Source organism: Marinobacterium maritimum, assembly GCF_039523155.1.
GTDB classification, from domain to species: Bacteria; Pseudomonadota; Gammaproteobacteria; order Pseudomonadales; family Balneatricaceae; genus Marinobacterium; species Marinobacterium maritimum.
The window spans coordinates 175513-197711 of the sequence record NZ_BAAAET010000003.1 but is presented as its reverse complement, the minus strand read 5'-3'; the positions used below and the strand labels follow the sequence as shown (position 1 = coordinate 197711).

Below are 22199 nucleotides of genomic sequence, written 5' to 3'. Positions count from 1 at the left end.
AGGATCCCGGATAGATTGACGGTGGGGACAATGCGAGTGCGGTATTCCCTCTGATATAATTGCAGCCCAGTGCTGGCTTTGCCAGCGATGCCTCATTAAACGGAAGGGTGCGATGAACGAAATCATCCTGTTGACACTATCCGGTGACGACCGCCCGGGCGTAACCTCGGCTATTACCGGAATTCTCGCCCGTTACCATATCAACATCCTCGATATCGGTCAGGCGGTTATCCACAATACCTTGTCACTGGGCGTGCTGATCCAGGTACCGACTGAACTTGAATCCTCTCCTCTGCTGCGCGATGTGCTGTTCAAGGCACATGAGATGAACATGCAGGTGCGCTTCGAGCCGGTTGACAGTGAAGCCTATGAGCACTGGGTTGAAGGTCAGGGCAAGTCGCGGCATATCATCACCCTGCTGGCACGTCAGATCAGTGCCGATCATATCGCGCGTGTGACCGCCATTGCGGCTGATCATGGTCTCAATATCGACAATATCAGCCGCCTGTCAGGTCGTATCTCGCTGCAGGAAAAGAACTGTCCACGCACCCGTGCCTGTGTCGAGTTCTCGGTACGTGGCATGCCGGCTGATGCGGCAGCACTGCGTGAAGAATTCCTCAAGGCAGCCAGTGATCTGGATGTGGATATCGCCTTCCAGAAGGACGATATTTTCCGCCGCAACCGCCGCCTGGTGGTGTTCGATATGGACTCCACCTTGATTGAGGCCGAAGTGATCGACGAGCTGGCCAAGGAGGCGGGTGTTGGTGAGCAGGTCATCGAAATCACCGAGTCGGCGATGCGTGGCGAGATCGACTTCGACGAGAGCTTCCGTCGCCGTGTAGCGCTGCTCAAGGGGCTGGATGCCAGTGTGCTGGAGCGCATCGCTGAACGTCTGCCATTAACTGAAGGGGCGGCTGAACTGGTGGGTCATCTCAAGGCGCTGGGCTTCAAGACCGCGATCCTGTCCGGCGGCTTCAACTACTTTGGCCGCTTCCTGCAGCAGAAGCTGGGTTTCGATTATGTCTATGCCAATGAGCTGGATATCAAGGATGGCAAGGTGACCGGCGAGGTGACCGGCCAGATCGTTAACGGCGAGCGCAAGGCGCAGCTGTTGCGCGAGATTGCCGAGCGCGAAGGGGTGCGCCTGGAGCAGACCATCGCCGTGGGTGATGGAGCCAATGATCTGCCGATGCTTTCGATCGCCGGCCTGGGTATCGCTTTCCGTGCCAAGCCGCTGGTGCGTCTGAGCGCCAAGCAGGCGATCTCTACCCTGGGGCTGGACGGTATCCTCTACCTGATCGGCTTCCGCGACCGCGATAACCTGCTCTGAGAGCAGGTTAACACGCCGGCCGGGCGCTCAGTTGCGGTCGCCGGCGAAGAAATCATAGTCCATCTGTTCCCGTGGCGGCTGCAGGTAGTAGCCCTGGATCAGGTGGACGCCCGCCGTATACAGATCACTGATTACCTGCGTTTTTTCCACCAGTGGTGCAATCACCAGCTTGTGTTGTTCCTGCAGCGGCTCGAGCATGCTTTTCAGTACATCGAGCTTCAGCGTTCGGTTTTCCAGATCCTGCACATAAGAACCATCAAGCTTGATGAACTGGATATCCAGCTCTCGGCTGACATGCTCGGAGTTGGGTGAACTGCCGAAATGTTTCAGGCATACCTGGCAGTTCAGCTGCTGCAGCGCACGGGTGAAGGCGCGCACTTCCATCAGGTTGACCGCGGCGTCGCTTTCACTGATCTGGAATACCAGATACTCGGCCGGTACGCGCGACAGTCGAAGCTTGTCACTCAGCCACTCCAGAAGCTCAGAGCTGCGCATGGAGGGCGCGGACAGGTTAACCAGTAGGTGAACGCGCTCGCCCTTGGAAAACACCTCAGAGAGCCTTTCCAGCGCTGTGGAGATAACCCAGCGGTCCAGCTCGATCAAAACGTCCGGGTCTATGGCCTGAGCAATAAAGGTATTGGGCGACAGGGCGCGCTCGCTGTCACTGATCAGGCGCAGCAGTACTTCGTAGTACTGTGACTGGGTGTTGAGGCGCAGGGGCACGACCGGCTGGTACAGCAGGCGGAAACGATCCAGCTTGAGCGCGTTGAGCAGGCGCTTGCTCATTTTGGTGTCGATGCTGGGCAGCAGGGCCTGTTCACTCTGGTACAGACTGACGCCATTGCCGGGTCGGTTGCCGTGATGCAGGCTTTCTGCACTCATGCGGGCGCGTTCCAGCAGCTGCTGTGGCGAGGGTGCGCTGTCATTGATCATGACCACACCGATTGAGACCGTGGTGTGTATCGGTGTCTGCTGCACCTGGCAGACATGGCTGCTGATGCTGTGGCAGAGGCTGTTGCCCAGCTCGACCGCCTTGTCGGGGTCGGCGTTGTGCATCAGGATCACGAAAGTGTTGTCATCCAGGTGGCCGATCAGGTGAGCACGGCTGACCTGCTGTTTCAGAATGGTGCTGATATCGCGCAGGATCAGTTCGATGCCATCGGTGCCAACCTCGCCGCGAATGACGTCGAGATGATCCAGCGCGATCAGCAGCAGGCTGCGGTCCTGGCCGCCGCGATGGGCGTTGTGACAGCTGGTCTCCAAGGCCTGCAGAAAGACTGACTGGTTACGCAGGCCGCTGAGTGGATGTATATCCCTAAAGGTCTGCTCGGAACTGTCGGCGCAGGTGGTGACTTCGATGCTGAGGCAGCGGTTGCCCTGATAGTCGGCCGGCTCGATGCTGAAGACCGCTTCAAAGCTGGTATTGTCCGGACGCTCTGCGGTGAGTGTGCGCTGCATTTTGCTACCGCTCTGGCTACTCTCGTGCAGAATCATGTCCAGGTCCTCACGGAAATCAGACTGCAGCAGATGGCGCAGTGAGTGCCCCTGCAGGCGGTCACCGCTGTCGTAGCCGAACAGGTGGGCAAAGCTGGTGTTGGCGTACTGGATCAGGCCGTTCTGTACCAGGCCGATGGCCAGCGTCGAGTGCTGGACCAGGTGTTGGCTGTACTCGTTGAGATGGTTCAGTTGGATCTGTGCCTGAAGCAGCTGTCGCCGTGTATCCAGAGCATCGAACAGGCGCTGGACTGTCAGCTGCAACAGGCCGGTATTGCCTTCCGGGACTACGGCACTGATACCGGCACCCAGCCAGGGCGTGGGGTCGCTGTATTCGGCTCCCGGTAGCAGCAGCAGGACTGGCAGGTCGCGGTCCAGGTGGTGCAACAGTTCCACCGTGTGTTTCGGCGTCAACTCGTCGGGGTAGGTTTGCTTCCAGGGGATGATCAGCAGGTCCCAGGTCCGCTTGCTCAGAACCTGTTGCAGCTCCGGCAGACTGTGAGCCGCCTCGCCACGAGGTGCAAAGCGTGAAGTGCGCAGCTGATTCAAAATCAGGTCAGTCTGAATATTGTCGCAGTGGGCAAACAGGAGGTTGAGATTGCGTCTTGGCGTTCCCTGAGAGGTGTGCCGGGCAAGTGCGCTAAGGATCTCGTCGCTTGAGCCGCTCATCGTGTTGTCAGTCCTTGATATCCAGTTCAGTGCCTAGATTAAAGCCTGAAGCAAAATCTGTCAGGTAGACAAAGTGGATAAGCCGAAGATGATGCGAGGAAGAGAAGATGGCAGGGGTAGGAGGATTCGAACCTCCGCATGCTGGAATCAGAATCCAGTGCCTTACCGCTTGGCGATACCCCTGTCGAGAATGGTGGCAATAGCGGGACTCGAACCTGCGACCCTCGCATTATGAATGCGATGCTCTAACCAACTGAGCTATATTGCCACACATAAGTGGCTGGGGTAGCAGGATTCGAACCTGCGCATGACGGGATCAAAACCCGTTGCCTTACCGCTTGGCGATACCCCAGCATTTGAAAGTGGTGGCAATAGCGGGACTCGAACCTGCGACCCTCGCATTATGAATGCGATGCTCTAACCAACTGAGCTATATTGCCAACTGCTTTCAAGGCCGCGAATTATTCCGTGAAATCGTAATCCTGTCAACAGCTTGAAAGCAAAAATTTTAAAAAAGTTAAACGTTAAAGCGGAAGTGGACCACGTCACCGTCCTTGACGATGTAATCCTTGCCTTCCAGGCGCCAGCGACCGGCGTCCTTGGCGCCCTGTTCACCCTTGTGCGCGATGAAGTCGTCGTAGCTGATCACTTCGGCACGGATGAAGCCCTTCTCGAAGTCGGTGTGGATCACACCGGCCGCCTGAGGCGCGGTAGCACCGATCTTGACGGTCCAGGCGCGGACTTCCTTTACCCCGGCGGTGAAATAGGTCTGCAGGCCCAGCAGGCTGTATCCGGCGCGGATAACGCGGTCCAGGCCCGGCTCGTCCATGCCCATCTCTTGCAGGAACTCGAGCTTCTCGTCGTCTTCCAGTTCGGAGATCTCGGATTCCAGCTTGTTGCAGATGGCGACGACTTCAGCACCTTCGGAAGCGGCCAGTTCCTTCACCTGGTCCAGGTAGGGGTTGTTCTCGAACCCATCCTCGGCCACGTTGGCGATGTACATGGTCGGCTTGGTGGTCAGCAGGTGGAAGCTGAGGACCAGTTTCTGCTCGCTGTCATCCAGTGTCAGCGCGCGTACCGGCTGGCCTTCTTCCAGATGCGGGATCAGTTTTTCCAGCAATGCCTTGGCGGCGATCGCGTCCTTGTCGCCGCCCTTGGCGGTGCGCTGAACACGCTGCAGCTGCTTCTCGCAGGACTCCAGGTCCGCCAGCGCCAGCTCCAGGTTGATGGTCTCGATATCTTCCAGCGGGTGGATGCGGTTGGCCACGTGGATAACGTTGTCATCCTCGAAGCAGCGTACTACGTGTGCGATGGCATCGGTCTCGCGGATGTTGGCGAGGAACTTGTTGCCCAGGCCTTCACCCTTGGAGGCGCCGGCGACCAGGCCTGCGATGTCGACGAACTCCATGGTGGTCGGCAAGACGCGTTCCGGCTTGACGATCTCGGCCAGCGCGTTCAGGCGCGGGTCCGGCATGGGGACAACGCCGGCATTCGGCTCGATGGTGCAGAACGGGAAGTTTTCGGCGTCGATGCCCGCTTTGGTCAGGGCATTGAAGAGCGTAGATTTGCCGACGTTAGGCAGGCCGACAATACCGCATTTGAAACCCATGCTTAGATCCTGTAATTGAAGTTAGCCGTTGAAGCTGTGCAGCCGGTTCATCGCCTTGGACCAGTCTCCGCTGACGGCCAGAGGCAGTGCGTTCAGAGCTTCGTCGATCGCCGCCTGCGTTTTATCGCGCTCGGACACCGGGGCCTTGCTCAGGACAAAACCGGAGACCTGAGCCGCACTTCCGGGGTGGCCGATGCCAACACGCAGACGGTAAAAATTCTTGTCATTCCCCAGTTTGCTGATGATGTCGCGCAGGCCATTATGTCCGCCGTGACCGCCGCCCTGTTTCAGGCGCGCCGTACCGGGTGGAATATCCAGCTCATCATGCACGACCAGTATGTCACTGGTAGGAATCTTATAGAAATTGGCAAGTGCCGCGACCGCTTGTCCGCTGCGATTCATGTAGGTGGTGGGAATCAGCAGGTGTACGGGGCGGTGGTCGATGATGACCTTGCCATAGAGGCCGAAGAATTTCTTCTCCGGTTGCAGAGAGGTGTGCTGGTGGGCAGCAAGCTGCTCCACCAGCTCGGCACCGGCATTGTGACGGGTTTGGCTGTATTCGGTCCCGGGGTTGCCGAGACCGACGATCAGTTGAATCCGGTCCTTCATGCCAGTGCCTGTGGTCTACGCTTACTTGCCAGCGCGAGCGCCACGCGGTGCGTAGCAGTAGCCAACACTCTGGTCGTGGTCAGCGCCGCGACGCAGGGCAACAACTTCAACGCCTTCCGGCAGAGTGATGTCGGACAAGTGAGCGATCTGGCCCAGTTCGATCTTGGACAGGTCAACTTCCAGAACTTCCGGCAGGTCTTTCGGCAGGCACAGGATTTCAACAGTAGCTGTTTCCTGAGCGAACTTGGCAGCCGCCTTGGAGGCAGCAGACTTGTCGAAGTTGACGAATGCCAGCGGCACCTGCAGTTTGATCTTCTGGTCACCAGCGATGCGCTGGAAGTCAGCGTGCAGAACAACCGGCTTGGCCGGGTGACGCTGCAGGTCCTTGATGATCACTTTCTCTTCCTGGCCGTCCAGGTTCAGAGACAGGATGGAAGAGTAGAAGCCGTCTTCCAGCAGCATGCGGTTCAGGTCCTTGGCGATAACGGAGATCGCTTTCGGCTCGGAAGAACCGTAGATGATGCCCGGTACCAGACCTTCACGACGCAGGCGGCGGCTCGCACCTTTCCCCTGATCATTACGGGCAACAGCGTTAACAGTAAAAGTAGCCATGTGATTTACACCTTATAAATTAAAGCTGCATGCTTCCGCGACCAGAAACATACAGCGTGTTGTGGCTCATGGGGAGCCGGACAGTTCACGGGAATGAGCCCGTGGGTCAGCACCAGGTTCGCTTAACGGAACATGGCACTAATGGATTCTTCGTTGCAGACGCGGCGCACCGCTTCAGCCAACAGCGGCGACAGGGACAGCTGACGGATCTTGTCGCACTTCTGAGCCTGCTCGGACAGCGGGATGGTGTCGGTGACGACCAGTTCATCCAGCTCGGAGGCGATGATGTTGTTGATGGCCGGGCCGGACAGTACCGGGTGGGTCACATAGGAAACCACGCGGACAGCGCCCTTTTCCTTCAGCGCCTTGGCGGCCTTGCACAGGGTGCCGGCAGTATCGCACATGTCGTCGACCAGGATGCAGGTGCGGCCAGATACGTCACCGATGAGGTTCATCACCTGGGATTCGTTAGCACGCTCGCGACGCTTGTCGATGATCGCCAGGTCGCAGTCCAGCTGTTTGGCGACAGCACGGGCGCGGACAACGCCGCCAACGTCCGGGGATACCACGGTTACGTCGTCGTACTGCTGATCGACGATGTCGTCCAGCAGGATCGGAGAGCCATAAACGTTGTCGACGGGAATGTCGAAGAAGCCCTGGATCTGGTCGGCGTGCAGGTCAACGGTCAGTACGCGGTCGATGCCGACGTTGGCGAGCATGCTGGCTACGACCTTGGCGCTGATCGGTACACGCGCAGAGCGCGGGCGGCGATCCTGGCGGGCATAGCCGAAATAGGGAATAACAGCCGTGACGCGGGTGGCTGAGGCGCGACGCATGGCGTCAGCGAAAACGATCAGCTCCATCAGGTTGTCATTGGTTGGTGCGCAGGTGGACTGGATGATGAAGACATCCTTGCCACGCACGTTTTCCTGGATCTCGACACTGACTTCGCCGTCACTGAAACAGCCTACGTGTGCCTTGCCCATCGGAATATCGAGGCGCTCGACAACTTTCTGAGCCAGCTCCGGGTTAGAATTGCCGGTGAAGACCATCATTTTAGACACGGCGATTACCTTCTCGATTGCGTCGGAGTTTGATGAAGTAGAGAGGAAGTCAGTCATGGTAATTGGCTGGGGTAGTAGGATTCGAACCTACGCATGCTGGAATCAGAATCCAGTGCCTTACCGCTTGGCGATACCCCAGTCGTCTCCTGTGGTGTGGACCACGCTCCAAGAAGGCGCATATTCTCTATAAAACGCGGGGGGAAATCAACCCCTGTGGCAAATTTGTTGGCGCCGGGTTCAGCGCTCATCCTGCCGGGTCCATTCATTGATGATCACGGTGATGCGCAGGTCATCTCGGGTCAGGCGCAGTTTCTCCGGCAGCACCATGCCCGCAGCATAGGTCAGGCGGGGGTATTCGACGCGCCAGCCGGACTGGATAAAGCCGTTGCTCGGCTCGTGCAGTGGCAGCGCCTCGCTGCTGGGTGCCGGGATGCCGCGAATCCAGTACTGAGCCTGGGTCAGCGGCAGGTGCCAGCCGAGCAGTTGCTGCATCAGCGCCTCGGGGGTCGCGGCTCGGTGGACCTGGTCATCGCCGGAACGTTGCAGACTGACCTCGTGTGCACTGCCCAGTATTTTGAGGCCGCCCTGGCCCAGGGGGCCGCTCAACTGGATACGGTAACGGTCCAGTGCCTGTTCCCAGTCGAGATTGGCGCTCTGGCTGTCTTCGGGCCAGCGGATCCCGATGCGGCCCTCGGCTGACCACTGTTGCAGTTGCTGCACCTGTTGCGGATCGATCATCAGAGGGGCAACCGGCTGTTGTGTCAGTTGGCTGCAGCCGCCGAGCAGGCTGAACACCAGCATCAGCAGGAAAGTCTTGCGCATCAGGGGGTAACTCCAATCACGCTGGCCGCTTCCAGCAGGTGTTCATTATCCGGGTGCTGCTGTAAGCCGTTGGTCAGCAGCTCGCGGGCGGCCTGCTGCTCGCCGAGTGCCCAGAGGACCTGGATCAGGTGGCCACTGACTTCAGGATCGGGGTAGGTGTCGTAGGCGCGCTGCAGGAAGTGTCGAGCTTCACTATGTCGTCCCAGCTTGTGCAGGATCCAGCCCATGGAGTCCAGCGTGGCGGCATCCTCGGGTTGCTGTTCAAGGGCTCGGCTGATCAGCGCGTGAGCCTCCTCCAGCTGGTCGGTATAGATAGTCAGAGTGTAACCCAGGGCGTTCAGTACCATCGGGTTGTTCGGCGCCAGGGCCAGGGCGCGGCGCAGGTCATCAATCATGCGCGTGGACTCGTCGGCCGTGCTGAGCATGGCGCGGGTGTAGAGCAGGTTGACGCTGTCAGGGGTGCTCGCCAGCGCCTGGTCCAGGGTTTCCAGCGCGGTTTCACGCATCTGTTGCCGCTGTAGCCATTCGACATAGAGGATCACCAGCGCCTCCTGCTGGTCCGGGTGCTTGCGAGCCGCAAAGTCGATCAGCGCCTCTACTTCGGCCGCCTGCTGCGGTTGATCGTACAGCGACAGGGCGCGGGCATAGGCCTGGATCAGGTTGGGGCCGTCCTCGACCTGCAGGAAGTGGCGCAGGGCCTGCTCCGGCTGTTGTTGTGCCTGAGCGATCACGCCCAGGTAAAAGTGGGGGGCGGTGGTGTTTGAGTTCTGCTCGAGCATCTGTTCCAGCAGGGTACGGCTTTCCTGCCAGCGCTCGTTTTCCAGCAGCAAGAGTGCGAAGTAATAGCTCAGCTGAGGGTTGTCCTGCTGAGCCAGCAGATCGCGCATGGCGCGCCAGGCGCGGGCCGGTTGTCCGGTCAGCAGCAATAGCTGGGCTCTCGCGGCCTGCAGGCGGCCGTGATCAGGGACCTTTTTGAGCGCCCGTTCCACCAGAGCCAGTGCTCGGACGGGTTCACCCTGCTGGCGGTAGAGCTCGGCGCGCTGCAGGGCCAGCTCGGTTTGCCCTGGCTTCAGTTTCAGCCCCTCGTCCAGCAGCCTGGCGGCGGCCTGGGGCTGTTGCTGCTGCTTGAGCAGCAAGGCGCGGGTGAGCAGCAGGTCAAGACGATTCGGTGCATCCTCCTGCAGCTCGGACAGCAGGCGGGCGTAATGCCCGGCGATCTCGGGTGACATCTCGTCGATACGGCCCCCAATCAGGGCCAGGGCTTCATCACCGCCCTGTTCCAGCAGTTTGCGCAACAGCGGCAGGGCTGTCTCGAAACGGCCCTCATGCAGCAGGATGTTGGCCTGAATATGCAGGGGCTCGAGCGCATCGGGGGCGGCGCGGCTCCACAGCTGGCTGGCTTTCAATACCGCTTCGGGGCGGCGCAGGAACTGGGCGATACGCGTGGCGCGCTCGGCCACGGCGGCATCACCGGTGGCTTCGGCTTCCTGCAGGTAGTTGTCCAGCGCCAGGTCGAAACGTCCCTGCTTGCCGGCCAGTTCGGCGGTCAGCAGGTGGTAGAGACTGTTGGCGTTGAATTCGCCGGGAGTATAGTCGGACGGGGTGAAGGCATCGGCCTGCGAAAATGTCGCGGGGGGGCGCGTCTGGCTGCTGCAGCCGCTCAGTATCAGTCCGGCGAGCAGACTGAGCAGTAAAGGCTGTTTGCTGAATCGATACACGTTTCCGGTCCTGCAGGGGGTTGAATGCTCACTATAGAGCAGGGGGTTGCTGGCTGTCATGCCGTATGTCTGTTGGTCTGTGAAGATGGTGTCGGGTTCCCCGCGGCGCTAACCGAATCGGGACGGCTTAATCCGGAGGCGGCAAAGGTGTATGATGTCGCGCTTGTCTGTTATGGGGTGATGCGAACCGTTTATGGCTTTGCTGGCGTTAGGTATCAATCACAAGACGGCACCGGTCGAGGTGCGCGAACGGGTAGCCTTTGCACCTGAGGCTCTGGCCGAGGCGTTGCACGAGGCTTGCCGACAGGCTCGGTTGTCCGAAGTGGCGATTCTGTCCACCTGTAACCGGACCGAGCTGTACTGTGCGACTCGGCTGGAGGGCACCCGTGCTCTGCTGGAGTGGCTCGGCGAATATCACGGCCTCGATGTTGAGGAGCTGCAGCGCTGTTCCTATGCCTACTGGGACGAAGAAGCCGTGCGTCATATGATGCGGGTGGCCAGCGGCCTGGATTCGCTGGTGCTGGGTGAACCGCAGATTCTTGGCCAGCTGAAGTCTGCCTTTTCGGTTTCTCAGGCCGAAGGCCTGGCCAATGTCGAACTGGGGCGCCTGTTCCGCAGCACCTTCTCAGTGGCAAAGGATGTGCGCACTCAGACCGCCATCGGCCAGAACCCGGTTTCCGTGGCCTATGCGGCGGTGAGTCTGGCGCAGCATATCTTTGCTGACATGAGCACCAGCCGGGCGCTGCTGATCGGTGCCGGCGAGACCATCGAACTGGTGGCGCGTCATCTCAAGCGTGCCGGTGTTCAGCAGATTACCGTGGCCAACCGTACCCTGGCCCGAGCGCTGGCGGTGGCCGAAGAATTTGATGGCCGTGCCATCGAGTTGAGCCAGATTCCCGACGAACTGCCCAATACCGATATTCTGATCGCCTCCACCGCCAGCCAGCTGCCGATACTGGGCAAGGGCGCGGTCGAGGTGGCGCTGAAAAAGCGCAAGCATCGTCCCATCTTCATGGTGGATATCGCCGTGCCGCGCGATATCGAACCTCAGGTCGGCGAGCTGGATGATGTCTACCTCTACACCGTCGATGATCTGCGTGAAGTGATCGAGGAAAACCAGCGCGAGCGCCAGAGTGCGGCGCTGGAAGCTGAAGGGATCATCGAAGCCGGTGCGCTGGAGTTTATTCGTCAGCTGCGCGAGCTGGATGCGGTCGACACGCTTACCCAACTGCGCACCCAGTCGCACCAGCTGGCCCAGCAGGAGCTGGAGAAAAGCCTGCGCCAGCTGCGCAACGGCAAGGACGCCGAAGAGGTGCTCAAGCGTCTGGCGAATGGACTGACCAACAAGCTGCTGCATCAGCCGACCGTACAGTTACGTCGAGCCTCCTCGGAAGGGCGCTCCGACCTGTTGCAGTTGGCACAGGAACTTTATCAGCTGAGCGACTCCGACCAGGCCGGTTGAGCGGATCAGCACAGGAGCCAAGGCTGTCATGAAAGCATCCATCAAGAGCAAGCTGGAGAAGCTGTGCGACCGTCACGAAGAGCTGGCGGCGCTGCTCAGTGAGCCCGAAGTGATCGCGGACCAGAACCGTTTCCGTGACTACTCGCGCGAATATTCCGACCTGGAAGAGGTGACCAAGGCCTTTTCAGGCTGGCAGCAGGCGCAGGATGACCTCGTTTCTGCAGAAGAGATGCTCAACGAGGACGATGCCGAACTGCGCGAGATGGCGCAGGACGAGATCGACAGTGCCCGGGAGCAGATCGAACGTCTGGAAGGCGAGCTGCAGATCCTGCTGCTGCCACGCGACCCCAACGATCATCGCAACGTCTTTCTCGAGATCCGTGCCGGTACCGGTGGCGACGAGGCCGCGATCTTCTCCGGTGATCTGTTCCGCATGTACTCGCGTTACGCTGAGCAGAAGGGCTGGCGCATTGAAGTGATCAGCGCCAACGAGGGTGAGCATGGCGGTTACAAGGAGATCATCAGCCGGGTAGCCGGCGAAGATGTCTACGCCCAGCTGAAGTTCGAGTCCGGCGCTCACCGCGTACAGCGTGTGCCCGAGACCGAGTCTCAGGGCCGTATTCACACCTCGGCCTGTACCGTGGCCGTGATGCCTGAAATGGATGAATCAGCCGAGATCGAGATCAACAAGGCCGATCTGCGCGTGGATACCTACCGTGCTTCCGGTGCCGGTGGTCAGCACGTCAACAAGACTGACTCGGCGATCCGCATCACCCACCTGCCCACCGGGCTGGTGGTGGAATGTCAGGAAGAGCGCTCGCAGCACAAGAACCGCGCCAAGGCGATGGCTCTGCTGGCATCGCGCCTGCAGCAGGCAAAGCTGGACAAACAGCAGGCCGAGCAGGCCAGCACCCGCAAGAGTCTGGTCGGCTCCGGCGATCGCTCCGAGCGCATCCGCACTTACAACTTCCCCCAGGGCCGGTTGACCGATCACCGTATCAACCTGACCCTTTACCGCCTGAACGAAGTGATGGCCGGCGACCTGGATCAGGTGATCCAGCCGCTGCGCAACGAGTATCAGGCCGAGCAGCTCAGCAGCCTGTCCAATGACTGAATTGAGTGTGGCCGCGGCGCTGAACCGGACGGCCGAGCTGGCCGCGATCAGCGACAGCCCGCGGCTGGATATTGAACTGCTGCTGTGCGAGGTGCTCGACAAGCCCCGCAGCTGGCTGTTCACCTGGCCGGACAAGACCCTCAGTGCCGAACAGCAGGCCCGCTTCGAGCAGTTGCTGACCCGGCGCCTGCAGGGCGAGCCGGTGGCCCACCTGCTGGGCTACCGCGACTTCTGGACCCTGAGGCTCAAGGTCAGTCCCGATACCCTGATTCCCCGCCCCGACACCGAGACCCTGGTCGAGCAGGCGCTGGCGTTGTTGCCGGACGGCCCTGCCCGAGTTGCCGATCTGGGCACGGGCACCGGCGCCATCGCGCTGGCACTGGCCAGCGAGCGGCCGCAGTGGCAGCTCACGGCCACCGACCTGCACCCTGGTGCCGTGATGCTGGCGCGGGAGAATGCACAGGCTCACCAGCTCAGCAACGTGGAGATCCTGCAGGGCAGCTGGTGTGCGCCGCTGAGCGGCCATTTCGACATGATCGTCAGCAACCCGCCCTATATCGATCCCGAGGACCCTCACCTGAGCCAGGGTGATGTGCGTTTTGAACCTTTGTCGGCGCTGACGGCCGAAGACAAGGGGATGGCCGATATCCGCAGCATCGCCGAGCAGGCCAAAGCCCACCTGAAATCGGGAGGCTGGTTGCTGTTCGAACATGGTTATGATCAGGGCGAAACGGTGCGCGACCTGCTGCGGCAGCTGGGTTATGCACAGGTGCGTACGCAGCGGGACCTGGGCGACAATGACCGGGTAACCCTGGGCTGCTGGCCAGGCGCTGAAGGAGAGAACGATGCTCAATGATCAACAGCTGCTGCGTTACAGCCGCAGCATCATGCTGCCGGAAGTGGATATTGCCGGTCAGGGTGCCTGGTGTAATGCCAGGGTTCTGATTCTCGGTCTCGGCGGCCTGGGCGGTCCGGCGGCGGCCTACCTGGCGGCTGCCGGAGTCGGTGAACTGATTCTGGCCGATGACGATCAGGTTGAGTTGAGCAATCTGCAGCGCCAGGTGATCCACAGTCAGGACGCCTGTGGCGAAACCAAGGTTGCCTCGGCGGCGGCCACGCTGGCCGCGATCAACCCGGAGGTGCGGATCACTCAGGTGGCCGAGCGGCTGCAGGGCGAGGCGCTGGAGGCCTGGGTTGGGCAGGTGGACCTGGTGCTGGACTGCTGTGACAACTTCAGTACCCGCTTTGCCCTCAACCGGGCCTGCTTCGCCACCGGCACGCCGCTGGTCTCCGGCGCGGCGATCCGTTTCGATGGCCAAATCAGCGTCTACGACCCGCGTCAGCCCGAGTCGCCCTGTTACCAGTGCCTCTATGGCCGTGGCGGGGATGATGAAGCCATGACCTGCAGCGAGTCCGGAGTCTTCCCGCCGCTGGTGGGGGTGATCGGCAGCATGCAAGCGATGGAAGCACTGAAACTCCTGGCCGGTGTCGGCGAGACACTGACCGGCCGTCTGCTGCTGCTGGACGGCAAACGTATGCAATGGCGCAGCCTCAGGCTGCGTCCCGATCCCGAATGTCCGATCTGTAAAGGAAATGCGCAACATGCAGGATAACAAGATCAAAGCACTGCTCGAGCGTAGTCACCGTATTGCGCTGGTGGGTGCCAGCGCCAAGTCGCATCGTGCCAGTTACCAGGTGATGTCCTATCTGCTCAACAGCGGCTACGAGGTGATTCCGGTCAACCCGTCACTGGTTGGGCAGGAACTGCAGGGGCAACCGGTGGTGGCTTCGCTGGGCGATATCGACGGCCCGGTGGATATGGTGGATATCTTCCGCAACTCAGTGGATGCCGGCTACGTGGTGGATGAAGCGATCGAGCAGGGTGCCAAGTCGGTCTGGATGCAGCTTGGCGTGATCAACGAAGATGCAGCCGAACGGGCCGAAGCTGCCGGGCTGGAAGTGGTCATGGACCGCTGCCCGGCGATCGAGATACCGCGACTGGGGGTGGCCGTTCCGGCCTGATCAGCCCCCCAGCATCAGCTTGCGGATACGCAGGTCATCCAGCACCCGTTTCAGCTGGGTGACTAGTTCCGCATTGTTCACTTCCTCCAGCCAGGCTTCCTCACACTCGGCACCCGACTGCAGCAGAAACTGCAGCAGCGCCTGATCGCCATGTGGCAGCAGGCGTTGCATCAGAGTATGGCCATCGGCATCAGGTCGATTGATCTCGGCACCGTGCTGCAGCAGTCGACTCAGGTGCAGCATCAGTCGGCTCGGCTCGCAAGTCTCGATACACAGATGCAGCAGCGGCTGGCCCTGATGTTCCAGGTTCGGATCCTCGCCGGCCTGCAGCAGCAGGGTCAGGTGTGGCAGGCTGTTGGCCTGCTGCAGCGCCAGGCAGGCCAGCGGTGTGCCGCAGCGGCCGGTCGGTAGTGGTCGAGGCGCCTTCTGCAGCAGCAGTTCCAGGATTCTTGGCTCTTCGGCCTGCAGTGCCTGTTCCAGCGCATGGCGGCCATCCTTGCCTGGCGTAATCAGCAGCGCTGCCTCAATTTTGGCCAGGAGCCCGGCGACCTTGTCGAGGTCGTTGTTGTCGATCGCCTTAAGCAGGCGCTCATGACGGCTGTCGAACAGGGATGTCAGCATCGTGTTTCCTGCCTTTTTCAGTTAATCAGATCATGCCGATCAGGCGCAGCAGATAGATACCGGCACTCAGCGTCAGCACCGAACCCAGGGTGGTGGTCAGTACGATATTGGCTGCCAGCTGGGCGTTGCCGCCCATGGCCCGGGCCATGACGAAGCTGGCTGCGGCCGTGGGGCAACCAAACAGCACCATCAAAATCGCCAGATCCTCGCCATCGAAGCCGTACAGCCAGGCACCAAAGGTCAGTATAACCGGCAGAATCACCAGTTTCAGTGCGGTGGCCCAGAACGCCTGCGCCGAGGTGTCATGCAGGCTCTTCAGGTTCAGCGAGGCGCCGATGGTCAGCAGTGCCAATGGCAGGGTCAGGTTGGCAAAGTAGGTGCCGGTCTTGGCCACCACTTCCGGCAGCTGGACGCCGTACCAGGACACCGGCAGGGCGAAGAGCACCGCCAGGATCAGCGGGTTTTTCAGAATCTCCAGCAGGGTGGTGCTGAGCTTCATGCTTTCACTGCGCTGCATCGGAATGCTCAGGCAGAGAATGGACAGGACGTTGAACAGCGGAATCACCAGTGCCAGCAGCAGCGAGGCCTGGGCCAGACCGGCGTCACCGAAGAGGTTGAAGCTGACCGCCAGGCCGATAATGCCGTAGTTGCTGCGAAAGGCCCCCTGCACGAACACGCCGAGGTCTTCCGGCGCCTTGATCCAGCGTGCCGCCAGCCACCAGATCAGGCCGAAACTGAGCAGAATGCCGACCAGTACGTAACCCAGCTGTTGCGGATTGAACACGGCATGAAAATCCATGCGGGCGATCGACATGAACACCAGCGCCGGCAGGGTGATAACGAAGACCAGTTTGGAACCGGTGGCCACGAAGGCGTCGTCGATCAGCTGGCTGCGACGCAGAAGATAGCCGAGAAACAGGATGAAGAAGATCGGGGCAACAATATTGGCGGTGTAGCCAAGGGTCTGCAGGTAGAGGTTCAAGACAGGGCTCCGGCTGCGGTTACAGGGGGCGGGATTTTATCGCATCTGACTCTCATTTTCAGCTGTGGGTATGCAGCTTGGGGTAGTCAAACCAGCGCAAAAGGGCACAGTTCGGCACCAGGTCACGCCAGTGCTCAACCGGCAGTTCGAGCTGCACGATAGCGGCCGTGGGCAGTTTCTCCGGTGCCTGCTGACAAAGCCACAGGGCCACCAGCAGCAGCCCCGGGTTATGGCCGACCAGCATCAGGTGGTTGACCTGATCCGGTTGCTGTCGGATCAGTGCCAGCAGCTCATTGTCATCGGCTTCGTAGATCGCCTCGGTGCTCTGTACGTTGCTGTCCGACAGATCGAAAGCTTCGATCAACGGGGCCGCTGTCAGCCGGGTGCGCAGGGCGCTGCTGTGGATAAGTCGATCCGGTCTGGGCCCCTGTTCGATCATCCGCTGGCACATTCGGGGCAGGTCATGTCGGCCGCGGTGGTTCAGCGGCCGGTCGAAGTCGTCCAGAAAGGGGTCATCCCAGCTGGATTTGGCATGGCGAATCAGGGTTAGCGTTTTCATCGATCAGTCCTGTCGGGCCGGTTCTGGTTTCGGCTCCGGTTGCAGGCGGTGGCCCCAGAAGAATAGTCCAAGTCCGGCAACCACCAGCAGGCAGCCCTGCCAGAGGCCTGGTGTCAGCGGCTCGTCGTTGAGCCAGTGACCCAGCATCAGCGCGAACACCGGTGTGATCAGGGTGACCAGCGCCACGGTGCTGGGCGGCAGGTGGCGCAGTACATGGAAGTAGCAGACGAAGCCCAGCAGTGAGCCGAAGGTGGCCAGATAGATGATCGACCAGAAGGACCGGCTGGCGACATCGATCTCCACGGGGCCTGTGCTCAGCAGCCAGCCGGTGATGGCAAAGCCGGGCAGGGACCAGATCAGGGCGCCCACGGTGTGGGCCAGCGGGTTGAGCTGGCCGTTACAGCGCTTGACCAGTACGGCACTGAGACTGAACAGGGTGACTGCCAGCAACAACAGCAACAGGCCGGTCAGGCTGTCGGGCCCCAGCGCCACGTCATCGGTAAAGATGACCGCCAGCCCGCTGAAGGCCAGCAGGCAGGCGGCCCAGCGATAGGCTCGAAAACGGGGTTCGTCCAGCAGCCACTGGCCCAGCACGGCAGACAGGATCGGCGCCAGGCCGAACATGATCGAGATCAGTCCCGAGGGCACATAACGCGATGACAGGTAAGCACAGCACATGGCGCCGAATACACCGATGGCGGCACAGGCATAGGTTTTCTGGGCACGACGATGCAGCGGCAGTGGCGTGCGCAACAGGGCCATCAGGACCAGACCCAGGACGGCTGCGATCGCCATGCGCAGCCCGGCGGCCAGCACAGGATCGACCGATTCGCTGCTCCAGGCGATGGTCAGAGGGGTGGTGGACCAGATCAACACCACCGCGAGATAGGAAATGGGTACCGACATAACCGCTCCGTGTCAGTCGGCCGCAGTTTCAGCGACAATGGCCGCAGAAACAGCTGCGGCCTTGAGAAAAATTAAATCAGAACAGATCAGGGCTTGGCAGCTCAACGCACAGTCTCGCCTTCGGCGGGACACCGATGGCTTCGACTCGTCGCATGACGGCGGGTGCACAATTCAAGAGCTGCATGGAAGGATTCCTTACTGATGAGTTTTCATCATCCTTCATCGTATCAGGTGGGTCAACCATGAAAAAAACACACCTATTGGCTGAAAATTAATCGCTTCAGCCGGACGTAGGGAATCTGCACAATATCGACACCTTATTAATATATTAATCAAATGCTGTTCGGAGGTGCGATGCTCCAACTTTTTCTCCTGACCCTGCCTATCTTCATGCTGATCGCCATCGGTTACTTTGCCGTACGTGCCGGTTGGGTTAGCGAGTCGGCCCTGCCGTCTCTGGGCAGCTACGTGATCAAGCTGGCGCTGCCGGCACTGCTGTTTCAGTCGATGGCATCACGTCCGGTGGAGGAGTCGTTGGATTTTGAGTACATCCGAGCCTATGCGCTCGGCTCGGCCGTGCTGCTGCTGTTGGCCTTTACGCTCAGTGCCAAAGGGCGTGGCGCCAGTTGCTGGGAGTCGGCGTTTCAGGGCCTGGGCTCCACACTGGCCAACAGTGCCTTTATCGGCCTGGCGGTGGCCGGCGAACTGTTCGGTTCGGCGGCGGCCGTGGCGGTGGCGTTGACCATGCTGGTCGACCTGCTGATCCTGATTCCGTTGGGACTGGTGTTGGCCGAGCTGTGTTCTGGCCAGGGGGGCGCAGGTCGCCGGGCGGCGTTGCTGTTCCGCAGCACCCTGACCAACCCGCTGGTACTGGCGATTGCGGCTGGACTGCTGGTTTCCTGGCTGGAACTGCACCTGCCGGAAGCACTGGACCAGGCGGTGGGCATGCTGGGCCGTTCGGCTCCGGCGGTGGCGCTGTTCGTGATCGGCGGCAGCCTGGTCAGCAGTTCGGTTAAGGGGCGGATGGTCGACATTGGCCAGATGACGGCTTTCAAGCTGCTGCTGCACCCGGCCATCGTGGCGTTGGCCGTCTGGTTGCTGCCGGACTTCGACCCCGCCATGCAGGCGATCGCCATCATCATGGCGGCGATGCCGATGGCCAGCGTCCTGTCGCTGTTGGGCGAGCGCTACGGCCAGTCCGCGCTCTGTGCCCCGGCTCTGGTGGTGGCCACGGCGATCTCTTTCCTCAGCATCAACCTGATCCTCTGGCTGCTGGGGCTGGCCAATATGCTGCCGATGTCCCTCTAAGGGCAGGTTTCTGCTAGCTCACGCCTAAGCCGGTTTTGCGCGCCAGCCAGTAATCCACGCTGGTGAAGCGGCCGCCGCCGGTGAAGAACAGGCTCAACAGCATCACGAAATAGGTCGCCGCGAACTCGATACCGTTGTTGAGAATGACAACGGAACCGCGTCCGGTAAGCCAGTCATAGTGACCGTATTCCTGCAGGATGGCGCGGGCACGCTGCAACCGTTCGGCGGATTCCATCACCCGCTCGTTGGCCAGCCAGCTCGTTGGGTCGGCAATGGCCAGCCAGCCGTTATCCCAGTGCACGCTGACCGCTGCAACCACCATGGTGATCATCAGCGGGATGCTGACCCAGCGTACCGCCAGCCCGATCAGCAGCAGGGCTCCGCCGAAGAACTCGGTACCGGCGGCCAGTGCCGCCATCAACTCGGGGAAGGGCAATCCCAGCCCCCACTCAGGGTTACCGAACCAGGCCGCGGTATCTTCAAAATGACTCAGCTTGTTCCAGCCGGCCTGCAGCATGATCGGGGCCAGATAAAGGCGCAGCAGCAGCGGTGCCAGGCCGTCGCCCCACTGCAACTGCTGCAGGGCGGCTTGCAGGGGGCGGTAGGCGGTGGTCAGTCGGTTCATGATGTCACCTCCTTGCAGATCCCGGCTTCAGTGTCGGGGTTCGGTTCCAAGCAGCGGGTGGTGCCAAGCACAATGCCGTCACGCAGAAACTGTTGTAGCAGCTCGAGTCCGCCCTGGATAATGTTGTCGCGCGGGATCTGCGGCAGCTCGTCGGCGATCTGTTCCAGTACCCGGGCGCCACTGATTTCAGGGTGCTCATTGAGCAGCCAGAGCAGGCGGGCGCTGACCGCGTTCAGTTCAATGAATTTCACCCGGTCTTCCCGGTTGCGATAGACCAGCAGCCAGCTGAGCTGTTCAGGCGCTTCATCGGGGCGGAACTCGGCGCTGATGCGGTGCACCGGCCACTGGTAGCCGAGCGACCAGGCCAGCGGCGACACCACCGGGTGCTGCTGCAGAAGCTGGGCGGTATTGAGCTTCGCGGTCGGCCAGTCAGCAAAGGGATCCTCTTCGGCGATATCCAGCGCCAGCTCGACCCATTCGTAGTGCAGCAGTTCCTGCAGGAAAGGCGGGTCTTCCGGCTGGGGCGTGCGCGTGTTGTCCACATAGTCGCGATAGGCCTGGGCCAGATCCCGAAACAGCGGACTTTCTGAACCGTACTCCTGCATGAAGCGGCGCACCTCGGCCTGCCAAAAGACATCGCTGCACAGGCTGCGGTAGACCGGGAAGGCACCTTCAAGGAAGCCGGCAATATTGTTGAAGAACAGGTCTACGTACACCTGCATGCGGCGAGCTTCGACACCCTCCGGCAGGGGCTGCTCCGGGTTGCGGATCTGGTCGGCAAAGCGCCGCTGGCGCCGGATGAAGTCGGGTTCAGGCACTGAGGCGGTCATGGCGTGAGGCTTCCTGTAGCTGGTACTGGCGGATCTGGCGAATTTCCTGCAGCAGTTCGGCCAGTGGTGGCAGGTTGAAATCGCGTTCAAGCAGGGTTGCCACCGGACCGGTGTGCTCATAAGTCTTGCTCAGCAGCGACCAGACCGGGTCGATGATCGGGGCGCCATGGGTATCCACCAGCAGGTCTTCGGCCTCCTGATAGTGGCCGGCCATATGCAGGCAGACCACACGCTCAGCCGGCAGCCTGAGCATGAAGGCTTCAGCGTCGTAGCGCTGGTTGATGCTGTTGACGTAGATATTGTTGACGTCGAGCAGCAGGTCGCAGTCGGCTTCTTCCAGTACCGCCGTGATGAATTCTGATTCAGTCAACTCGGTGGCCAGTGGCGTGTAGTAGCTTACGTTTTCGATGGCGATGCGACGCTGCAGCCGGTCCTGCACCTGGCGAATACGTGCGGCGACATGATGTACGGCCTCCTCGGTAAAGGGAATTGGCATCAGGTCGTAGAGGTGGCCATGATCACTGCAACTGCTCAGGTGTTCGCTGTACAGGGCGATGCCGTGCTGATCGAGAAACTGGCCGATTTGGTCCACAAAATTCAGGTCGAGAGGCTCGGGGCCGCCCAGTGACAACGAGAGCCCGTGGGCGCTGAAGGTGTGGCGCTCGGTCAGGGCACGAAACTGGCGTCCCAGGCGACCGCCCATCTGCATCCAGTTTTCGGGCGCTACTTCGAAAAAATCGATGTCGCTCAGGTCGGTATCGGGCAGTTCCTTGAGCATGGGGCGTCTGAGTCCCAGACCGGTACCCTGAAGCGGTTGAGCACTTGAAGTACGCATGGTTGCTCCTGTTGCAAGAGGCCACCGGCTCCAGATAAGAGCCAGTGGCCGGGCGGTTTACTGGTTACTGCCGCACTTGGCTTCGCCGCATTTACCTTCGTTTTCAGCCTTTGCAGCTTTGTCTTCACCGCACTTGCCTTCACGGTCGGCTTTCTCTTCGCCGCACTTGGCTTCCTGTTCAGCTTTCTTGTCGGCCCCACAACTGGCTTCGGCCAGTTCAGCATAGCCGCTGCTCAGGGGCTGAGCGGCAAAGGGGTTTTCTGCGGCTACGGCTCCGGATGTAGCACCCAGGCCGAGCAAAAAGGCGGTACCTACGGCAGCGATGGTCGGTTTAGTATGCATGGACATGATGTTTACCTCGTTGTTTTGATTGCAAGAATCCGAGTCGACCGGGCGTTTGCCTTGGGCCGTTTCGTTTGGTTCTGCTAATCAGTCGTGTTGCCGAGGCGATCCTTACACAGGATTAAAAACTTTTTTCAGGTACAAAAAAGCCCTCCGAAGAGGGCTTTTGATAGTGGAACTGCGAAACGGCCTAGCAGTGTTCAGCCTTGAGCATGTCGTGTCCGCCCTTGTGGCTGTACCGCCACCACTCATAGGGCACGTTGCCCAATTCACTGGAGGTGCCAGACATCATCGACTCGCCGGTATCGCGATGAATGTGTGTTTCTTGCCACCAGTTTTGAGCGACAGGGCCCATTTCCGGTGCTTTGGCTACATTGGCCATACTTTCTTCACATGGGGTATAGCCGCTGGAGGCAGTTTGGTTTCGCCACCAGTCCCACTGTACGTGTCCAATTTCCGCGGAGCTTGAGGTCGACATCATCGGCATGCCTTCTGCCACTGCGACCTGAGGTCCGCCGGTTACCAACACGGCCAGAGAGGCGGTCAGTAACACTTTGCGTAAGGAAATCATGGTGCTCACCCTAGGTTTGAGTCAGATATCCCTGTTGACCAGCAGCTTTTTCCTGGTCGCTGCCTGTTAATTAGTAGCGGACATTCGCGAAAACT

At 60.4% G+C, this 22199-nt stretch carries 23 protein-coding genes and 5 tRNA genes; 7 read left to right on the top strand and 21 right to left on the bottom strand.

Annotated elements, in window-relative coordinates; genetic code table 11:
• The first annotated feature begins 112 nt into the window (after positions 1 to 112).
• Positions 113 to 1330: a phosphoserine phosphatase SerB gene (serB, locus tag ABD013_RS11910; protein ID WP_343806148.1), complete on the top strand. Its 1218-nt coding sequence runs from the start codon at positions 113 to 115 to the stop codon at positions 1328 to 1330.
• Between the two features lie 27 nt (positions 1331 to 1357).
• On the opposite strand, the gene ABD013_RS11905 is transcribed toward serB, so the two are convergent.
• From ABD013_RS11905 to ABD013_RS11850, 12 genes are all read right to left on the bottom strand, one after another.
• Positions 1358 to 3493, bottom strand: a complete 2136-nt coding sequence (locus ABD013_RS11905; protein WP_343806146.1) for an EAL domain-containing protein — start codon at positions 3491 to 3493, stop codon at positions 1358 to 1360.
• Between the two features lie 108 nt (positions 3494 to 3601).
• Positions 3602 to 3676: transfer RNA gene (locus ABD013_RS11900), tRNA-Gln, on the bottom strand.
• An 8-nt stretch (positions 3677 to 3684) separates the two neighbouring features.
• A tRNA-Met gene (locus ABD013_RS11895) sits at positions 3685 to 3761 on the bottom strand.
• Positions 3762 to 3770: 9 nt separating this feature from the next.
• Positions 3771 to 3845, bottom strand: a tRNA-Gln gene (locus ABD013_RS11890).
• Between the two features lie 11 nt (positions 3846 to 3856).
• A tRNA-Met gene (locus tag ABD013_RS11885) sits at positions 3857 to 3933 on the bottom strand.
• 77 nt (positions 3934 to 4010) lie between these two features.
• Positions 4011 to 5102, bottom strand: coding sequence for a redox-regulated ATPase YchF (gene ychF / locus ABD013_RS11880; protein WP_343806145.1), 1092 nt, complete (start codon positions 5100 to 5102; stop codon positions 4011 to 4013).
• 21 nt (positions 5103 to 5123) lie between these two features.
• Complete coding sequence (gene pth, locus ABD013_RS11875) at positions 5124 to 5711, bottom strand: aminoacyl-tRNA hydrolase (protein WP_343806143.1); 588 nt, start codon at positions 5709 to 5711, stop codon at positions 5124 to 5126.
• A gap of 21 nt (positions 5712 to 5732) precedes the next feature.
• On the bottom strand, positions 5733 to 6323 hold the full coding sequence (locus ABD013_RS11870; protein WP_343806141.1) for a 50S ribosomal protein L25/general stress protein Ctc: 591 nt from the start codon (positions 6321 to 6323) through the stop codon (positions 5733 to 5735).
• Between the two features lie 122 nt (positions 6324 to 6445).
• Positions 6446 to 7387: a ribose-phosphate pyrophosphokinase gene (locus ABD013_RS11865; protein ID WP_343806139.1), complete on the bottom strand. Its 942-nt coding sequence runs from the start codon at positions 7385 to 7387 to the stop codon at positions 6446 to 6448.
• 63 nt (positions 7388 to 7450) lie between these two features.
• Positions 7451 to 7525 (bottom strand) — tRNA-Gln (locus tag ABD013_RS11860).
• Between the two features lie 99 nt (positions 7526 to 7624).
• Positions 7625 to 8209 carry a lipoprotein insertase outer membrane protein LolB gene (gene lolB, locus ABD013_RS11855; RefSeq protein WP_343806137.1) on the bottom strand — a complete coding sequence of 195 codons (585 nt, stop codon included), beginning with the start codon at positions 8207 to 8209 and terminating at the stop codon, positions 7625 to 7627.
• A complete protein-coding gene (locus ABD013_RS11850) occupies positions 8209 to 9927 on the bottom strand; it encodes a tetratricopeptide repeat protein (protein WP_343806135.1) in 1719 nt (572 codons plus the stop codon). Before ABD013_RS11850 ends, lolB begins: the two co-directional genes overlap by 1 nt.
• A 193-nt stretch (positions 9928 to 10120) precedes the next feature.
• Here ABD013_RS11850 and hemA point away from each other — a divergent pair, with 193 nt between their 5' ends.
• From hemA to ABD013_RS11825, 5 genes are read left to right on the top strand one after another with little or no spacing between them, the layout of a single operon-like run.
• Positions 10121 to 11389 (top strand): glutamyl-tRNA reductase, encoded by a 1269-nt coding sequence (gene hemA / locus ABD013_RS11845; RefSeq protein ID WP_343806133.1) that lies wholly within the window; start codon positions 10121 to 10123, stop codon positions 11387 to 11389.
• Positions 11390 to 11417: 28 nt separating this feature from the next.
• Positions 11418 to 12503, top strand: a complete 1086-nt coding sequence (gene prfA / locus ABD013_RS11840) for a peptide chain release factor 1 (RefSeq protein WP_343806132.1) — start codon at positions 11418 to 11420, stop codon at positions 12501 to 12503.
• A complete protein-coding gene (gene prmC / locus ABD013_RS11835) occupies positions 12496 to 13359 on the top strand; it encodes a peptide chain release factor N(5)-glutamine methyltransferase (protein WP_343806130.1) in 864 nt (287 codons plus the stop codon). The genes prfA and prmC overlap by 8 nt, the downstream gene beginning before the upstream one ends.
• The gene (gene moeB, locus ABD013_RS11830; RefSeq protein WP_343806128.1) at positions 13349 to 14116 is read left to right on the top strand and encodes a molybdopterin-synthase adenylyltransferase MoeB; all 768 of its coding nucleotides are present in this window, start codon (positions 13349 to 13351) and stop codon (positions 14114 to 14116) included. The genes prmC and moeB overlap by 11 nt, the downstream gene beginning before the upstream one ends.
• Positions 14106 to 14525, top strand: coding sequence for a CoA-binding protein (locus ABD013_RS11825; protein ID WP_343806127.1), 420 nt, complete (start codon positions 14106 to 14108; stop codon positions 14523 to 14525). Before moeB ends, ABD013_RS11825 begins: the two co-directional genes overlap by 11 nt.
• Here ABD013_RS11825 and ABD013_RS11820 read toward each other — a convergent pair whose 3' ends face one another.
• From ABD013_RS11820 to ABD013_RS11805, 4 genes are read right to left on the bottom strand one after another with little or no spacing between them, the layout of a single operon-like run.
• Positions 14526 to 15146 carry an ankyrin repeat domain-containing protein gene (locus ABD013_RS11820; RefSeq protein ID WP_343806125.1) on the bottom strand — a complete coding sequence of 207 codons (621 nt, stop codon included), beginning with the start codon at positions 15144 to 15146 and terminating at the stop codon, positions 14526 to 14528.
• Positions 15147 to 15171: 25 nt separating this feature from the next.
• Positions 15172 to 16128, bottom strand: a complete 957-nt coding sequence (locus ABD013_RS11815; protein WP_343806123.1) for an AEC family transporter — start codon at positions 16126 to 16128, stop codon at positions 15172 to 15174.
• 58 nt (positions 16129 to 16186) lie between these two features.
• Positions 16187 to 16687 carry a SixA phosphatase family protein gene (locus ABD013_RS11810; RefSeq protein WP_343806121.1) on the bottom strand — a complete coding sequence of 167 codons (501 nt, stop codon included), beginning with the start codon at positions 16685 to 16687 and terminating at the stop codon, positions 16187 to 16189.
• 3 nt (positions 16688 to 16690) lie between these two features.
• Positions 16691 to 17593, bottom strand: a complete 903-nt coding sequence (locus ABD013_RS11805) for a DMT family transporter (protein WP_343806119.1) — start codon at positions 17591 to 17593, stop codon at positions 16691 to 16693.
• A 354-nt stretch (positions 17594 to 17947) separates the two neighbouring features.
• Here ABD013_RS11805 and ABD013_RS11800 point away from each other — a divergent pair, with 354 nt between their 5' ends.
• On the top strand, positions 17948 to 18901 hold the full coding sequence (locus ABD013_RS11800; RefSeq protein WP_343806117.1) for an AEC family transporter: 954 nt from the start codon (positions 17948 to 17950) through the stop codon (positions 18899 to 18901).
• 13 nt (positions 18902 to 18914) lie between these two features.
• On the opposite strand, the gene ABD013_RS11795 is transcribed toward ABD013_RS11800, so the two are convergent.
• From ABD013_RS11795 to ABD013_RS11775, 5 genes are all read right to left on the bottom strand, one after another.
• Positions 18915 to 19526 (bottom strand): HvfX family Cu-binding RiPP maturation protein, encoded by a 612-nt coding sequence (locus ABD013_RS11795; protein WP_343806115.1) that lies wholly within the window; start codon positions 19524 to 19526, stop codon positions 18915 to 18917.
• The gene (locus ABD013_RS11790) at positions 19523 to 20356 is read right to left on the bottom strand and encodes an HvfC family RiPP maturation protein (protein WP_343806113.1); all 834 of its coding nucleotides are present in this window, start codon (positions 20354 to 20356) and stop codon (positions 19523 to 19525) included. The genes ABD013_RS11795 and ABD013_RS11790 overlap by 4 nt, the downstream gene beginning before the upstream one ends.
• A complete protein-coding gene (locus ABD013_RS11785; RefSeq protein WP_343806111.1) occupies positions 20337 to 21191 on the bottom strand; it encodes an HvfB family MNIO-type RiPP peptide maturase in 855 nt (284 codons plus the stop codon). Before ABD013_RS11785 ends, ABD013_RS11790 begins: the two co-directional genes overlap by 20 nt.
• 57 nt (positions 21192 to 21248) lie before the next feature.
• Positions 21249 to 21539 (bottom strand): HvfA family oxazolone/thioamide-modified RiPP metallophore, encoded by a 291-nt coding sequence (locus tag ABD013_RS11780; protein WP_343806110.1) that lies wholly within the window; start codon positions 21537 to 21539, stop codon positions 21249 to 21251.
• Between the two features lie 184 nt (positions 21540 to 21723).
• Positions 21724 to 22104, bottom strand: a complete 381-nt coding sequence (locus ABD013_RS11775) for a hypothetical protein (RefSeq protein ID WP_343806108.1) — start codon at positions 22102 to 22104, stop codon at positions 21724 to 21726.
• Positions 22105 to 22199 lie beyond the last annotated feature (95 nt).

Bases quoted from the DNA above. Each gene is read 5' to 3' on its own strand.
- serB (WP_343806148.1), top strand. From the start codon at position 113: ATGAACGAAATCATCCTGTTGACACTATCCGGTGACGACCGCCCGGGC.
- ABD013_RS11905 (WP_343806146.1), bottom strand. From the start codon at position 3,493: ATGAGCGGCTCAAGCGACGAGATCCTTAGCGCACTTGCCCGGCACACC.
- ychF (WP_343806145.1), bottom strand. From the start codon at position 5,102: ATGGGTTTCAAATGCGGTATTGTCGGCCTGCCTAACGTCGGCAAATCT.
- pth (WP_343806143.1), bottom strand. From the start codon at position 5,711: ATGAAGGACCGGATTCAACTGATCGTCGGTCTCGGCAACCCCGGGACC.
- ABD013_RS11870 (WP_343806141.1), bottom strand. From the start codon at position 6,323: ATGGCTACTTTTACTGTTAACGCTGTTGCCCGTAATGATCAGGGGAAA.
- lolB (WP_343806137.1), bottom strand. From the start codon at position 8,209: ATGCGCAAGACTTTCCTGCTGATGCTGGTGTTCAGCCTGCTCGGCGGC.
- hemA (WP_343806133.1), top strand. From the start codon at position 10,121: ATGGCTTTGCTGGCGTTAGGTATCAATCACAAGACGGCACCGGTCGAG.
- prfA (WP_343806132.1), top strand. From the start codon at position 11,418: ATGAAAGCATCCATCAAGAGCAAGCTGGAGAAGCTGTGCGACCGTCAC.
- prmC (WP_343806130.1), top strand. From the start codon at position 12,496: ATGACTGAATTGAGTGTGGCCGCGGCGCTGAACCGGACGGCCGAGCTG.
- moeB (WP_343806128.1), top strand. From the start codon at position 13,349: ATGCTCAATGATCAACAGCTGCTGCGTTACAGCCGCAGCATCATGCTG.
- ABD013_RS11825 (WP_343806127.1), top strand. From the start codon at position 14,106: ATGCAGGATAACAAGATCAAAGCACTGCTCGAGCGTAGTCACCGTATT.
- ABD013_RS11820 (WP_343806125.1), bottom strand. From the start codon at position 15,146: ATGCTGACATCCCTGTTCGACAGCCGTCATGAGCGCCTGCTTAAGGCG.
- ABD013_RS11810 (WP_343806121.1), bottom strand. From the start codon at position 16,687: ATGAAAACGCTAACCCTGATTCGCCATGCCAAATCCAGCTGGGATGAC.
- ABD013_RS11805 (WP_343806119.1), bottom strand. From the start codon at position 17,593: ATGTCGGTACCCATTTCCTATCTCGCGGTGGTGTTGATCTGGTCCACC.
- ABD013_RS11800 (WP_343806117.1), top strand. From the start codon at position 17,948: ATGCTCCAACTTTTTCTCCTGACCCTGCCTATCTTCATGCTGATCGCC.
- ABD013_RS11795 (WP_343806115.1), bottom strand. From the start codon at position 19,526: ATGAACCGACTGACCACCGCCTACCGCCCCCTGCAAGCCGCCCTGCAG.
- ABD013_RS11790 (WP_343806113.1), bottom strand. From the start codon at position 20,356: ATGACCGCCTCAGTGCCTGAACCCGACTTCATCCGGCGCCAGCGGCGC.
- ABD013_RS11785 (WP_343806111.1), bottom strand. From the start codon at position 21,191: ATGCGTACTTCAAGTGCTCAACCGCTTCAGGGTACCGGTCTGGGACTC.
- ABD013_RS11780 (WP_343806110.1), bottom strand. From the start codon at position 21,539: ATGTCCATGCATACTAAACCGACCATCGCTGCCGTAGGTACCGCCTTT.
- ABD013_RS11775 (WP_343806108.1), bottom strand. From the start codon at position 22,104: ATGATTTCCTTACGCAAAGTGTTACTGACCGCCTCTCTGGCCGTGTTG.